Source organism: Paenibacillus lentus, from assembly GCF_003931855.1.
GTDB lineage: Bacteria > Bacillota > Bacilli > Paenibacillales > Paenibacillaceae > Fontibacillus > Fontibacillus lentus.
The window spans coordinates 4559812-4575186 of sequence record NZ_CP034248.1 but is presented as its reverse complement, the minus strand read 5'-3'; the positions used below and the strand labels follow the sequence as shown (position 1 = coordinate 4575186).

The 15375-nt window shown below is 52.7% G+C and carries 10 protein-coding genes; 9 read left to right on the top strand and 1 reads right to left on the bottom strand.

All coding sequences use genetic code 11. The features are described from left to right. Window positions 1–24 precede the first annotated feature (24 nt). From EIM92_RS20735 to tkt, 6 genes are all read left to right on the top strand, one after another. Window positions 25–1716: a DUF8809 domain-containing protein gene (locus EIM92_RS20735; RefSeq protein WP_125084461.1), complete on the top strand. Its 1692-nt coding sequence runs from the start codon at window positions 25–27 to the stop codon at window positions 1714–1716. Between the two features lie 22 nt (window positions 1717–1738). Then, on the top strand, window positions 1739–2734 hold the full coding sequence (locus EIM92_RS20730) for an AAA family ATPase (protein ID WP_125084460.1): 996 nt from the start codon (window positions 1739–1741) through the stop codon (window positions 2732–2734). After that, a complete protein-coding gene (locus EIM92_RS20725) occupies window positions 2731–3660 on the top strand; it encodes a DUF58 domain-containing protein (protein ID WP_125084459.1) in 930 nt (309 codons plus the stop codon). The genes EIM92_RS20730 and EIM92_RS20725 overlap by 4 nt, the downstream gene beginning before the upstream one ends. Before the next feature lie 60 nt (window positions 3661–3720). Beyond that, window positions 3721–5712: a vWA domain-containing protein gene (locus EIM92_RS20720; protein WP_125084458.1), complete on the top strand. Its 1992-nt coding sequence runs from the start codon at window positions 3721–3723 to the stop codon at window positions 5710–5712. Continuing rightward, window positions 5696–8629, top strand: coding sequence for a VWA domain-containing protein (locus EIM92_RS20715; RefSeq protein ID WP_125084457.1), 2934 nt, complete (start codon window positions 5696–5698; stop codon window positions 8627–8629). Before EIM92_RS20720 ends, EIM92_RS20715 begins: the two co-directional genes overlap by 17 nt. A gap of 421 nt (window positions 8630–9050) precedes the next feature. Next, entirely contained in the window at window positions 9051–11075 is a 2025-nt protein-coding gene (tkt, locus tag EIM92_RS20710; protein WP_125084456.1) for a transketolase, read from the top strand. A gap of 278 nt (window positions 11076–11353) precedes the next feature. Here the strand turns inward: tkt and EIM92_RS20705 are convergent, their stop codons facing one another. Further along, window positions 11354–12259 carry an NAD(P)-dependent oxidoreductase gene (locus EIM92_RS20705; protein WP_125084455.1) on the bottom strand — a complete coding sequence of 302 codons (906 nt, stop codon included), beginning with the start codon at window positions 12257–12259 and terminating at the stop codon, window positions 11354–11356. A 174-nt stretch (window positions 12260–12433) separates the two neighbouring features. On the opposite strand from EIM92_RS20705, the gene EIM92_RS20700 reads away from it, so the two are divergent. The 3 genes from EIM92_RS20700 to EIM92_RS20690 all read left to right on the top strand — a co-directional run bounded on the left by EIM92_RS20700 (window position 12434) and on the right by EIM92_RS20690 (window position 15156). Next, window positions 12434–13789, top strand: a complete 1356-nt coding sequence (locus tag EIM92_RS20700) for a glucose-6-phosphate isomerase (RefSeq protein ID WP_125084454.1) — start codon at window positions 12434–12436, stop codon at window positions 13787–13789. A 132-nt stretch (window positions 13790–13921) separates the two neighbouring features. Then, on the top strand, window positions 13922–14554 hold the full coding sequence (locus tag EIM92_RS20695; protein WP_125084453.1) for a YigZ family protein: 633 nt from the start codon (window positions 13922–13924) through the stop codon (window positions 14552–14554). A 5-nt stretch (window positions 14555–14559) separates the two neighbouring features. Continuing rightward, complete coding sequence (locus EIM92_RS20690) at window positions 14560–15156, top strand: TetR/AcrR family transcriptional regulator (RefSeq protein WP_125084452.1); 597 nt, start codon at window positions 14560–14562, stop codon at window positions 15154–15156. Window positions 15157–15375 lie beyond the last annotated feature (219 nt).

Here is a 15375-nt window from a genome sequence, read left to right as displayed (position 1 = left end):
TTTTATGAGGGGAGGCCGGCAGACGTGAAGGAAATATATCAGCAGGTCAGCTCGGTACGCCGGCGTATGCAATGGCTAAGAGCGTGGGATGGATTCCGGCATGGCTTGATTATCGGTTTAGGAGCAGCTGTGCTGTGGCTGACTGTCGGCCGCCTGCGGCCGATCGAGGGGTTGCTGTGGCAAGGGGCCGGTGTAATCCTATTGTGTGTGCTATCTGGCTGTTTATGGGGATTGTTCGCAAGGCGAGTATCTCTGATGGACGCAGCCCGCAGGATGGACCGCCAGGTGTCCGGAGGGGAACGGCGAGATGATATGGCAACGGCGCTGTCGTTTGGAGAAGCGGATACGGTTGCGGTGAAATGGCAGCGCGCCCAGGCGGCCGAGTATGGTTCAGCCTATTTGCGGGAGATCAAGCAGCGGCTCCCCTTTGCGATTAGCCGTAAATTTTGGTTTGCCTGTGCAGGCTTGCTGATGGCGATAGTCCTACTGATTGTACTGCCGAATCCGATGCATGAGGAACTAGCGAAGCGCAAGGAGCGAAGGGAATGGGTAGACGCCCAGAAGCAGGAGACAAACGAAAGAGTCAAAGAGCTTGAGACGCGCCAACTGGAACCGATTGCGCGAGATGCCCTGAACCGGGAAATAGCTGAGCTGAGGCGCTCGCTGGAGTTGAGCAAAGCGCCAGAGGAAGCGTTGGAGAGCGTAGAGAATACCATGAAAAGCTTGAAGGAAATGGCCGATAAAATGGAACTCAAGCAGCAGGAAATGGAGAAATGGCTGGATCAATGGAAGGTTAATCCGTTATCACAAGGCTTAGCCGAGGCGTTAAAACAACAGAATCAAGAGACACTGCATGAAAAAATGGACGAATTCCGCCAGCAGGCTTCCTCGATGTCTAAGGAAGAACGCCAGCGGCTTGCACAGGATTTACAGCGAACCGCTGAGGGCGCGCCTGTGAACGATGAGAAAGCGCAGCGTCTGGCGGAAGCTTTGAAAAAAGTTGCTGAGGCGCTTGAACAAGGAAGTTCGGAAGAATTGGAGCAGGCTTTGGAGCTGCTGAGACAAGCGATTCAAGAGAGTGCTGCCGGTTTGAATTCCGATATGGATCAGGCCGAGGCTGCTGCGGCGTTAGCTGCCGCACTAGCTAAGCAGGGAATGGAACTTGCGGAGCAAATGGCTGCCTCTGGCCTTGCGGTATCCGATGCTTGGAGCATGGGCGGAGTCGCTGATCAATTAGCCGCCGGCTATTTCCCCCCCGGGGGAGAACCGGGGAGTGGTGATTCTGGTGATGAGGGAGGCGGCCAGGGTCAAGGTAAAGGTTCTGGGCAAGGGACCGGCCAAGGCACAGGCTCCGGATCGGGCAGCGGGAACGGCATTGGCATAGGAAGCGGCGGTCAAGGCACTGGCGTCGGACAAGGAAACGGCATCGGCCAAGGTGCAGGACTTGGGAGCGGTGGACGGGAGCTTGTGACCACGCCGCGCGACCTGCAGGGCAGTGAAAATATAGAGCGGGATGGCGGCGAAATTCATGGCGGCGGCGGAGATGTGCAAAAGGGCGGCAGGTCGCCTGTATTTGATGGAGTAAGCCGACCCTATGACGAGGTGTATAGCGATTATGCTGCCGAAGCCAAGCGCTCCCTGGAGCGAAGTGAGCTCCCGCAAAGCATGCAAAGCCTGGTAGAGAGCTATTTTACTGAAATAGATCCGGGATATTGAGGACGAAGGAGAAGGGGGACATATGAAGTTGGAAGCAACTGCGCAGGTAGAGTCGTGGAGAAATACGATATCAAGCGTGCGAGAGCAGATTGGAAGAGTTATCGTGGGTCAGGAGGAGATTGTAGAGCAGCTGCTCTGGTGCGTATTTGCTGGAGGGCATGCCTTGCTTGAAGGTATTCCGGGGCTAGGGAAGACGATGCTCGTCCGTACGATTGCCGACACTCTAGACCTGTCATTCTCGCGAATTCAGTTTACACCGGACCTGATGCCAAGCGATATAACTGGAACCAACGTCATTCGTTTCGGGCCGCAGGGTGGTACGGATACGGTCTTTCAGCCCGGTCCGGTATTCAGCAGCATTGTGCTGGCGGACGAAATTAACCGCGCTACGCCGAAGACGCAGAGCGCCATGCTTGAGGCGATGCAGGAGCAGACCGTGACTGTTGGCGGTGAAACGCATAGACTCCCACAGCCGTTTTTTGTTCTAGCCACGCAAAATCCGCTGGAGAATGAGGGGACATATCCTTTGCCGGAGGCGCAGCTGGATCGTTTTCTTTTGAAAATTCATGTTAGCTATCCGTCTCCTGACGAACTCAAGGAGATCGTCCGCCGGACGACCTCTGGTAATCAGCCGACTCCGGAAAAGCAGGCTTCAGCCGGTGAACTGCTGGAAATCAGGCAGGCTGCAAAAGAGGTTCTGCTTGCTGATGATGTACTTGATTATGGGGTGCGGCTGTTAATGATGACTCATCCCGAAGAAGCTTCAGCTCCAGAGTCCGTACGCAAATATTTGCGGTTTGGATCGGGACCGCGGGGAATTCAATCGATCGTATCGGTAGCTAAGGTAAGGGCGATATCGAAGGGAAGGCTGCATGTGTCCACTGGGGATATTGCGGCGGTAGCCGTTCCTGCGCTGCGCCATCGCCTATTTCTGAATTTTGAAGGTCAAGCGCTGGGAGTATCTCCGGATATGCTGATTGAAGATATTCTGTCTGTGCTTGAGGGGGAAAGACGATGACTGAGCCACTCCTTCCGCCGTCGCTACTTCCCCGTCTGGAGCGGCTGTCGATCGCTTCCAAGCGGCGGGTGCGTGGAACGATGCAGGGGAAGAGACGCTCTAGCCGCTTCGGCTCATCGCTGGAATTTGCTGATTACCGGGAGTACTCGCCGGGTGATGACATCCGCCGCTTCGACTGGGGGGTGTATTCCCGGACGGGTAGGCCCTTTGTTCGTCAGTATTGGGATGAGCAGGAGCTGCAGGTGAGTCTATATGTGGATAATTCCGCCTCGATGGACTTTGGAGATAACAAAGCCTCCGGTAAAAATGATGAGCAGTCAGGCATGAACAAGCTGGAATATGCGAAGTGCCTTGCTGCATCCATAGGATATATGGCTCTGGCGTCATATGACCGTGTGCAGGGGACGGTGTTCAGCTCAGAGGTGGAGAGTCAACTTCCGCCTGTTCGGGGGAAGGCTTCTGCGGCCAGACTGTTCTCGTTCTTGCAGGCGGCGCAGCCGGGCGGTCTTGGCAATTTGGCCCGGGCGTTGCGGCAGCCCAAGGCACTTCCGAAGCAGCCGGGAATGACATGGATATTTTCTGATTTTTGGCTGGATGGGGGAGTGGCAGAATTGACGGAGACATTGTCTTTTTTGCTGGCTGCCGGACAGGAAATTGTATTGGTGCAAGTATTGTCGCCTGAGGAAACATCCCCGAGTCTGAGTGGAGACTTACGTCTGGTGGATAGCGAGCTGGGTACGGGCAAAGAAATCGCAATGACCGGAAAAATGTTAGATGTGTATAGACAAGCCCTGCAGGCATATCAAGCGGAAATTGCCCGCTTTTGCAGTGAACGGGCTATTTACTATATACAGATCAATACCGATACTTCATTGGAAACGGGAATATTTGAGACGCTGCGTGGAGCAGGAGTTCTTGGCTCTTAAGCGGCTTTTGGTTTGGTTGCAAATAAAAGACCGTGTTAGAGCAACAGAGAAAGGGGTGACATGATGGGATTTTCCTCTTGGACCGGACTGTGGTTCGCCTTGGCGATCCCCCTGATCGTGCTGATGTATCTGTTTAAGCGGAAATACGTGGATACGCTGATCCCCAGCCATTTGCTGTGGAATCGTGTGCTGCGAAATATCGAGGCGAACCGTCCCTGGCAGAAGCTGCAGAATCGACTGCTGTTGTGGCTGCAGTTGCTCGTAGCTGCACTCCTTGTATTTGCATTGATGATGCCATTTGTTTGGGTCAAAGGCGGTTTAGAGGGGCACACCGTAATCATTGTTGATGTGTCGGCGAGCATGGGGGCGGCATGGAACGGCGAAACCGAGAAGGATACTCATTCAACCCGAGCGGTGATCGACGAGTTGAAGCAGCAGGTTGGCAAATACATCGAATCGATGGGAGCAAACAGCGAGGTGACCCTGCTAAAGCTAGGGATGGAGCCGGAAATACTGTTGACTCGTGAAAAGAATCAGCTGGCGATCCGTGCTCAGGTGGATCAGCTGACGGTAGAATACGGCAAGGCAGCATATCGGGAGACGATGTCTCTTGCCGTGGCATTAACGAAGGGTGATCCTGACGCGAGACTGATCATTTTTACGGATGAGCAGTGGAGTGAGATGACGAACGATATTCCGCTTGAGGTCCCAGTGGAGGTTGTCTCTTTGCGAACAGGCGCGGCTAATAATGCTGCCGTGGATCAATTCGGTGTAAAAAGCGACGGAGAGATCGGCACGGGGGTAGCTGTAATTCGGAATCACGGCGTAAGCCCGGTCGAAACGGATTTGGAACTGTTCGGGGACGGAAAACGGTTGGCAGTGGAGTCCGTGAAGGTGAAGAATGGCGAGGCTGTAACCGTCACCTTCGAGGAGCTGCCTGCCGCGGATTTTTATAAATTAAAGCTGGGGCTGAGCGATGACTACATGCCTGACAACGAGGCTTTTGCTTTCCGGAAGAGGGGTGGCGCCCCTAGTGTGCTGCTTATATCCCAAGGTAACCTGTTTCTGGAGAAGGCACTCCAGCTGTCGGGAGCGAGAGTTACCCGGATGGAGCCCTCAACAAGTACGGCAAGCGCATCGAATGAAGAAGCGGCTCAAGCTCCGGCAATCCCCAAAGACAAGCCCGATCTGATCATAATCGATGGCAAGCCCCCGGCTTATATAGAAAAGGGGGAATGGCCCCGGCTTGTGAAGGAGACACCGTCCTGGACATTAGGCGGCGATGGCGAGACCATTCAACCTCCAAACGGCAGAACGACAATATTCCAGCACCCGGTGACGCGCTATATATCGCTGAATGATCCGCCAACGGGAACCCTTCTGGCGCGAGAAATACCGGTATGGGGTAAACCGCTCATAGCAATTGGCGCGAAAACAGCGGCTTTTGCCGGGACCGAGGGCGGGGTCAATCGGCTCGTTTTTCTCTTTTCCTTAAGCGATGGCGATTTGCCGCTCCGTCCGGAGTTCCCGGTTATGGTTAACAACGCGGTGCAATGGCTGCAGGCGGGTCGGACGACAGGATTGGGCCGTGTGATTGCGGGTTCTCCACTGGAAATTCCCGTAACCGCAGAGGCGGTGGAGGGAGCTTGGATCGCGGTGGATGGCTATGCGATGAAGGCGGGAGCAGCACCGATTCCGGCGATCACTAAAGATCAGAGCTTGCCCGCTGAGCAAACTGTACCGGAGATTCCCGGTCTTTGGCGATTTGAACCGAAGGGAGCAGACGGAAGTCCACTCCCTGGTTACAATTTGGAGGTGATTGCTCATCCATCTGAATCCGCCCTGGGGCAAGCGAAGCCGCTTGTTTTTGGCGGTGATGGAAACGGCAATAGCATGGGGAGCGACGGCACCCCAGCAAACGGGGGTTCGAGCGAAATTAGTATAAGTGAGGAGTCGAAGTCCAAGCGTTCCCTTACTTCTTTGGCGGTGCTGCTGGCTCTGATCGTGATTATCACAGAATGGGGGGTGTACCAGCGTGGGCGTTCAATTTAATCATCCATGGGTTTTGCTGCTGCTCATCTTTGTATTCGCTGGTGCATTTTACGCCTATCGTTCGGACTTCCGCCTCAGCGGAGGCCGAAAGAAATGGGCTGTAGCCCTCCGGGTCACGATTGTCACTTTGTTAATTTTGGCGCTTGCCGGTTTTCAGACCTTTACACTGGTTAAAAATAAGGAAGTCGTGTTTCTGCTCGACCGTTCGGCCAGCATGGAGGATACCGATTCTGCCTTAGCATGGGCTGCGAAAGCGTCCAGCGGCAAAGCGGAGCAGGACAGCATGGGCATGGTCTCGGCAGGCCTTGATGCTGTCATTGAGAAAAACCTCGACCCTTTACAGCTTGAGGCCAGTGGCGCCCGAGCTGAAGTAAATGCGGCTTTTACTCATTTAGAGCAAGGGCTTCAGCTTGCGGGCAGCCTGTTTGGTGGTAAAGGTAACCAGCGGATCATCGTTATTTCGGACGGAGAGGAAAATGTAGGCGATGTCCTCTCCGCAGCGAGAGCTTTAAAGAACCGAGGGATCGCTGTTGATGTGCTCCAGGCCCCGGTAAAAGAGCGGAGGGATGCTGCCGTTGAATCTTTGCGCATTCCGGAAAAGCTGTATAGGGCGGAGTCTTTTACGTTCGAGGTGTCGATTCGCAGTACCTTTTCCGGCAGTGGCGAGCTGCGGCTGTATGAGGATAATCAGGAGATTGGCCGCAAGACAGTGACGCTGGATCGAGGAGAGAATCGCTTCGCTTTGCAAGGGCTGGCCAGAGAACCGGGACTTCATCGCTACCGGGCGGAAATTTTCATGGATGGGGACGAGCAGGCAGCGAACAATGCCAACTATGCTTTTACTCGCGTTACTGGCAGTCCAAAGGTGTTGATCGTAGAGGGAAAGCAGGGCACTTCCTCGAACTTGGAAAATGCGCTGAAATCAGGCTTGATTCAGTATTCGGTCATCGAACCTGGTATGCTTCCAACGGAAATGGCAAAGTACGCTGGCTTTGACAGCATCATCTTCAACAATGTGTCCGGGGAGCAAGTCGGAGGCAAGCAGATGGAGCTCATCGAGCAGGCGGTTCGTTCCTATGGTGTCGGATTTATGATGGTCGGCGGAGAAGATAGCTTTGGCATGGGCGGTTATTTCAAAACGCCGATCGAGAAGCTGCTTCCGGTATCGATGGAGTTGCAGGGCAAGCGGGAGATTCCGTCTCTTGGACTTATTCTTGTTATTGACCGATCCGGTAGTATGGAAGGGGATAATATCAGATTGGCCAAGGAATCAGCAGCACGAACGGTCGAAATGCTGCGTTCCAAGGATACGGTTGGAGTCGTGGCCTTTGACGATAGGCCATGGTGGGTCGTGGAGCCGACGAAGCTCGGGGACCAAAAGGAGGATGTCATCGCCAAGATCAATAGCATTCCAAGCGCGGGCGGGACAAATATATATCCGGCCGTGGCGGATGCGACGGACAAATTGCTGGAGATTGAGGCTCAGCGTAAACATATCATCCTATTAACGGATGGGCAGTCGGCTGTGAATTCTGGGTACGATGAATTATTGAATACGATGAAGGACAATCATATGACAATGTCCACCGTGGCGGTCGGCGACGGCGCGGACACGCAGCTGCTGGAATCGCTAGCGAAGGGCGCTAAGGGGCGTTATTATTTTGTCAAAGATGCGACGACTTTGCCGACGATATTCAGCCGGGAAGCGGCGATGATCGCGAGAACATATATTGTAGATAAGCCCTTTGTTCCTGCGCTTGTCCAGCCGGGAGACTGGCGTGAATCGTTGTCGGGCGGTTTGCCGACGATATACGGCTATGTAGCGACAACGGCCAAATCGACCGCCCAGACGGTGCTGGCTAGTCCCGAGCCTGATCCCTTGCTGGCCCGTTGGCAGTATGGGTCGGGGCGAACCGTAGCCTGGACGAGCGATTTGACGGGGAAATGGTCGCGGGATTGGGTGAACTGGCCGGGGTATCCGAACCTGTTCGCGGATATGGTGAAATGGACTTTCCCGCAGTTTGCAGCTTCGCCATTTGAAGTGAACACGACGGTACAGGGAAATGAGGTTTATTTTGAAGTTGCCGCTGCGGAAGGGACAGCTCCTCCGGAGGAGCTTGAGGCCATTGTTACAGGCGAAGATTTAAGCGAGGTTACTGTATCGCTAGTTCAGACATCTCCCGGAGTATATACCGGTGTGACTTCTGTACGTGATCCAGGCTCCTTTCTCCTTCATTTGCAGGGCAAGCACGGGGATGAAATGAGGGATGGCGGGGGGACCGGCACTGGTTTTGTAATCCCTTATTCTCCGGAGTATCGGATCGTGACGGAGGACCCCGGAGAGAAGCTGGCGAAGCTTGCCGCTTTGACGGGCGGGCGCGAGCTGAACTGGGAGGAGCCGGGAGCGCTTTTCGATTTCCCGGTGCAGCCGCATAAGTCGCTGCGCAGCTGGGAGCGTGCGCTGCTCATTGCCGCGCTGCTGCTCTGGCTCGCCGACATCGCTGTGCGTCGTCTGGCGCTGCCCTGGGGTCGCATGGCGGAGCAGCTGGCTGCCGCCGCCATGCCTTGGCGCCGCGCTGCGCGTGCGGCGACTTCAGCTGGCGCCGCTCCTGCGGAAGCGGACGCCCGGCTGGCCCGGCTGGCCGCACGCAAAGCGCGCACGGCCAGCTTCTACGGCGCAGATGCAGGGAGCGGGGATAGCCCCGCTCCGGGGACGCCTGCGCCGGATTTGGCCCGTCCGCCTGTGGGCGGGACGGGCGGCGAGCCCGCGCGGCCAGAGCCGCCGCGGGCCAAGGCGGCGCCTCCGGCTTCTCCTCCGCAGGAGGAAGCCGGAGGCGCCGGACCCGGCGCTGGCGATGCGCCGGGCGAGGGCACGCTTGGCCGCCTGCTGGAGGCCAAGCGGCGGGGCAAGCGCTAGCACGGACAAGAGCGTTGTCCGTGCGGTGCAGCTTGCGGCAGCTGGCGACGACGCATCGCTGCCAGCTGTGAGCTTCTCATGCCCGTCTCAGCATTGGGCCAAAATACTTCTGATATCCATATGCCGCTGTGCTCCTGCTAGGCGCGCGTCCTGCGACCTGGGGATGACGGGGCAATCCGATGTATTTGGCTTGAAGTTCTTTCATGTACAACAGGCAAGTGCAGTAAGGTATTTCAATCGTCGAATTTTTGGGTTTTTCACAGAATGCATAAAAAAGTCATCATTCAGGGCACGGTATGACAAAAAGGGATATGGAAAGGTGCTTGAAACCGTGTTACAATATATAAAGTCAAAATGATTTTTTCAAAGTGATTGTTTTGAAACTAAAATGTATTTCTTCATAACTAAGGAGGAAGCTAGAATGCCACTTTCAGACAACAAGGTCATCGAAAATCTGTCGATTACTACGATCCGTACTCTAGCCATAGATGCGATCGAGAAAGCGAAGTCGGGGCATCCAGGTATGCCGATGGGTGCGGCGCCAATGGGGTACCAGTTGTTCGCCAAGACGATGACACATAACCCTGACGCACCAAATTGGATCAACCGCGACCGCTTCGTCTTGTCTGCCGGACACGGTTCCATGCTGCTCTACAGCTTGCTGCACCTGAGCGGTTATGATCTTTCGCTTGACGACCTCAAACAATTCCGTCAATGGGGCAGTAAGACGCCGGGTCACCCTGAGTTCGGACATACGGCAGGGGTAGACGCAACTACGGGGCCGCTGGGTCAGGGTATTGCTATGGCAGTAGGTATGGCTATGGCCGAAACCCAACTGGCTGCGACTTACAACAAAGGCGATTACAAAATCGTCGACCACTATACGTACGGTATTTGCGGTGACGGAGACCTGATGGAAGGCGTTGCTAGTGAAGCAGCTTCCCTTGCAGGTCATCTGAAGCTTGGCAAGCTGATCTTCTTGTATGACTCCAATGATATTACACTGGATGGGGAATTGAATCTCAGCTTCTCCGAGAACGTTAGACAGCGTTTTGACGCCTATGGCTGGCAGACGCTGCTTGTTGAAGATGGAAATGATTTGGCTGCGATTGAGAAAGCAATTGCTGAAGCCAAGGCGGATACCGAGCGTCCTACCCTGATTGAAGTGAAAACGGTAATCGGATACGGAAGCCCGAACAAACAAGGTAAAGGCGGTTCCGGAGGAACTCATGGCTCCCCGCTTGGTGCCGATGAAGCGAAACTGACGAAAGAATACTATAAATGGGTATATGAAGAAGATTTCTACGTGCCTGAAGAAGTACGCGAGCACTTTGCCAAAGTGAAAGAGCGCGGTATTGCGGCAAACAAAGCTTGGGATGAGCAATTTGCAAAATATAAAGCCGAATTCCCTGAGCTGGCAGCTCAATTCGAGCTTGCCATTGCTGGCGATCTTCCAGAGGGCTGGGATGCTAATCTTCCTAAATACAGCGCGGAAGACAAGCCGTTATCTACCCGCGTTGCTTCCGGAAATGCGCTTAATGGCTTAACTAGCGGTGTCCCTCAATTGCTTGGCGGATCTGCCGATCTAGAGAGCTCGACAATGACTCACTTGAAAGGACTGACGGTTTACACGCCGGAGTCCCGCGATGGCCGCAACCTGTATTTCGGGGTTCGTGAGTTTGCTATGGCAGCCGCTATGAACGGCATTGCACTGCACAGTGGTCTGAAAGTGTTTGGCGGTACATTCTTCGTATTTACTGACTATTTGCGTCCAGCAGTGCGTCTATCTGCATTGATGGGTCTTCCGGTTATTTACGTGCTGACCCACGACAGTATCGCTGTCGGTGAGGATGGACCTACGCATGAGCCGATCGAGCAGCTGGCTTCCCTGCGTATTATTCCTAACCTGACGGTGATTCGTCCGGCTGATGGCAATGAGACGTCTGCGGCATGGGCTTACGCTGTTGAAAACAAAGGCAACCCGGTAGCATTGGTGCTGACACGCCAAAACCTGCCTGTGCTCGAAGGCACGGCTGAGAAAGCCCGCGAAGGTGTGAAGCGCGGCGGCTACGTTGTATCTGATGCGAAGGACGGCAAGCCGGTTGCTCAGCTTATTGCATCTGGTTCCGAAGTGCAATTGGCAGTAAGAGCGCAAGCGGCGCTTGCTGAGGAAGGCATTCATGTTCGCGTTGTCAGCTTGTCCAGTTGGGATCTGTTCGACAAACAGGATCAAGCTTACAAAGATTCTGTCATTCTCCCAGACGTGAAAGCACGTGTAGCCATTGAAATGGCACATCCATTCGGATGGGAGCGTTACGTTGGCGAGAAGGGCTCCATTATCGGCATCAGCACGTTTGGCGCATCCGCACCTGGCGACAAAGTTATCGCAGAGTACGGCTTTACGGTCGAGAACGTGGTGAAGCATGTTAAAGAGCAGTTGAAATAGGTTTTTGTAGTAGGATGGCATGAAAAAGGCAGGCACCGCGCATAATGCATGGGCCTGCCTTTCTTGATCTGGTCGGCTAGCTGCGCAGCTCAACGGCTGCAGCCAGCTCATAAGGAATCAGGGGATAGTTTTGCCAGCCGGCTATTTCTCCTTGAGGCTTTCGCACCACACGAAGCTCCCGAGCGCGGTAACTGGCGCGTTACATGATGGTGGTCATTTATAACTGGTGTGTCAGAATAGGCTAGCTGATCGAAGCTCGCACGTTCACAGGGGCCGTCTTACTTCGGCTCCAGCTTGCTGCCGCCAATGGTTTGGCCGATCCACGCCTCGTAAAGCTTGACCACGGAGGAGAGGTCCTCGTCGCCGTAGCCTTCGGTCTGACCGGCCTGGAACAGGCTTTTGGCCATATTCAGCATGGGGGCCGGAATGCTGGCGCCGTCCGTCAGCGAAGAGGCCAGCTTCAAATCCTTGAGCATCAGCGAGAGGGAGAACTGGTTGGTAAAATCATGTTCAATAATTTTTCGTCCTTTAAGCTCGGCTTGCTTACTGCCTGCGGAGCCGTTCTGGACGAGCTCAAGGAAGAGATCGGCAGGCAGCCCGGATTTGGCGGCGATGGCGAAGCCCTCGGCGAGAGCCAGGTTGTTAATGCCGACGATGGTGTTATGCGCCAGCTTGGCAACGGCTCCGCTGCCATTGGGGCCCATGTGGAGTATTTTCTGGCCCATCGTTTCGAAGATATCACGCTGCTCGGCCAGCGCTTCGGCCGACCCGCCGATCATGAATACAAGCGTTCCTGCGTGAGCGGCCGGGGAACTGCCGGTAACAGGCGCATCGAGGAACTGGCCGCCGAGTCGAGTGATGTCATCCGCCAATTTGTGGACAAGCGCCGGAGAAATTGTGCTGCAATCGATGACTGTACTGCCGGGACGAAGGCCCTGCAGAATGCCGTTATCGCCTTCATAAACCGCAGCAATCGAAGCATCGTCGCTGACCATCGTAATGACGGTATCGGCCGTAAGCGCGGCATCCTTGGGGGTGTGCGCCAGCACCGCTCCTTGCTGGACAAGCGGTTCAGCTTTTTGTGCCGAACGGTTGAATACGGTTACCTGATAACCTTGTTTAAGTAAGTTCGCGGCCATGGGCGCACCCATTGTGCCGAGGCCGATAAATCCGATTTTTTTCACAACAATCACCTTCTATAAGGAATTGAACAGCATTTAATTATTTTATCACGACTATAGGAATACTGCATATTGTGCCTTGTCTTCACCCGAAATTTACAGTATCCTAGGTGTAAGTTAATTGTGGATAGGGCAGTGAGATAGAACAATATTGTGTAGACGGAGGAATGATTTACCATGTCAAAGAAAGTCACTTTTGATTACAGCAAAGCTCTTGAATTTGTAGGGCAGCACGAGATTGATTATTTGACGGAATCGGTACGGTTAGCTCATGATCAGTTACATAACGGTACGGGTGCAGGTTCAGATTATCTGGGCTGGATCAATCTGCCGACAGAGTATGATAAAGAAGAATTCAGCCGAATTCAGAAGGCTGCGGCCCAAATTCAAAGCGATTCCGACGTATTGATTGTCATTGGAATTGGCGGATCATACCTTGGTGCTCGTGCAGCGATTGAATCATTGTCACATTCTTTTTACAATTTGCTTCCGAAAGACAAACGCAAAACTCCGGAAATCTATTTTGCCGGTAACAATATTAGCTCCACTTATGTCAACCATTTGCTTGATTTGATTGAAGGTAAGGACTTCTCGGTCAATGTGATTTCCAAATCCGGAACAACGACTGAGCCTGCGATCGCATTCCGCATCTTCCGCGCGGCACTTGAGAAGAAATACGGTAAGGAAGAGGCGCGAAAACGTATTTACGCTACTACGGACCGCGAGAAGGGCGCCCTTAAGAAACTGGCGACGGAAGAAGGCTATGAGACCTTTGTTATTCCAGACGATGTAGGCGGACGCTATTCCGTGCTAACAGCTGTTGGTCTTCTGCCAATCGCTACAGCTGGTATTAACATCGAGGAAATGATGCAAGGGGCGGCTGAGGCTGCTAAGGAATTTAGCAATCCTAACCTGGCGGAGAATGCCAGCTATCAGTACGCTGCAGTACGTAATGTTTTGTACCGCAAAGGCAAAGTAACTGAAATTCTCGTCAATTACGAGCCATCCCTGCACTATGTATCCGAATGGTGGAAACAGCTGTTTGGCGAGAGCGAAGGTAAAGACTATAAAGGGATTTACCCGGCTTCGGTCGACTTCAGTACAGATCTTCACTCGATGGGACAATTCATCCAGGAAGGGAACCGGAACATTTTCGAAACGGTCATCCAAGTGACGGAAGTGCCTAGTCATATTACGATCGAGTCTGATCCTGCCGACCTGGACGGCTTGAACTTCCTTGCAGGCAAGACATTGGATTTTGTGAACAAGAAGGCGTTTCAAGGCACGCTGCTTGCTCATACGGATGGACAAGTGCCGAATCTGATCGTTAATGTACCGGATCTGACGCCGTATTCTTTCGGCTATCTTGTATATTTCTTTGAAAAAGCTTGTGGCATCAGCGGCTATCTGCTTGGAGTGAACCCGTTTGATCAGCCAGGTGTTGAAGCCTACAAGAAGAATATGTTTGCATTGCTTGGCAAGCCGGGCTTTGAGAAAGAAAAAGCAGAACTGGAAGCAAGATTGTCCGAATAAGACTTGCAGTAAGTTATAAAAGGACAAGAGACAATATTGTTTCAAGCCAGAAGATATCAGTGCCATGGAAGCAGTTCACCGGATTACTCCGGTTGGGCTGCTTCTTGGCACATTCTATAAGGATGATATACTATGCTAGAGCGTTACAAGACGGTTCGCAAAGCCGGAGAGAAAGAAATTGTTATTAAGAAATCACGATTTATCGGCTACATTAAGCCGGTAGAAAGCGAGTCAGAAGCCATTGCTTTTATTGAGGAGATCAAGAAGAAGCACTGGAATGCGACTCACAACTGTTCAGCCTACATGATTGGAGAACGGGACGAAATCCAGAAGCAATCGGACGATGGCGAGCCAAGCGGCACGGCCGGAAAACCGATTCTGGAAGTGATTAAGCAGCAGGGACTCAAAAATGTAGCGATTGTTGTAACCCGATATTTCGGCGGGATTATGCTTGGAGCAGGCGGGCTAATCCGGGCTTATACGGATGGCGCAGTGGCAGCAACCGAGGCAGGGGAAGTCATTACCCGCGTACTTCATCGTGAAATCTATGCCGAGCTTGATTATACCTGGCTGGGCAAGGTGGAGAACGAGCTTAGAAATCGGGAAATCCGCACGGGAGAGACTGCTTTTGCGGATACTGTTACATTGTTGTGCTTGCCGCTGGACAGTGAAGCCGAAGCCTTTAAGGATTGGTTAATCGATTTAACTCAAGGACAAGTCGTATTGAAGGAAGGTAATCAGGTTTACTTTATTGAAGGGGAATAATGCCTATGGCAAGAAGAGCAGTAGAGCAGGAGTTGTCGAGGGAAAGAATAATGGATGCTGCCAGACATTTGTTTATCACCAAGGGTTACCGAGGGATATCGATGCGAAGCATTGGGCAGCATCTGGGATATAGTCACGGCTCTCTTTATTATCATTTTAAGGAGAAGGCGGAGCTATTTTATGCCATCGTAGTGCAGGACTTCAATCATCTGAACCAACTGTGCACCCAAGTCGCCAAATCTCCACCGATGGACGGGCTGACCAAAATTGAACAATTGATGCTGGAATTTATTAAATTCGGCCTTGAGCATCCGCATCAATATGAAATCATGTTCATGCTCCGGGACGAGGAAATACTGGCCTATTGTCGTAGTGAGCAGGCAAAATGCTTCGAAATATTTGAATCGATCGTTAGGAAATTTCTGAGACAGGAAAGACATCCTATGGAAGATAACTCGGCGTTTCCGCTAAGTATGTTTTTAGGCGTACATGGGTTTATCTCATTCTACATTCAAGATCGTTTGACATATGAAGAAGTTATGCCTGCGGCCATTGCTCATGTCAAGATGCTCAGTCCGAGCAACTACCGGTTGACGTCATAGGACGTTTTTGTTTTCAGTTCGCACTTTACTCATTTACAATGTCATAGCTGTAATTCTTTATTACATTACTTTAATAACGTAATAAACTTCCCATTTGTTAATTCACCTTAGTAAGCTTTGCATTATTTCAGGGTTGACGTTGATTAACTTGTAAAATAAAAAATGACTCAGATCCACCAATGACGAAATAAAGAAGTAGGATATTAAATTATCCTACTT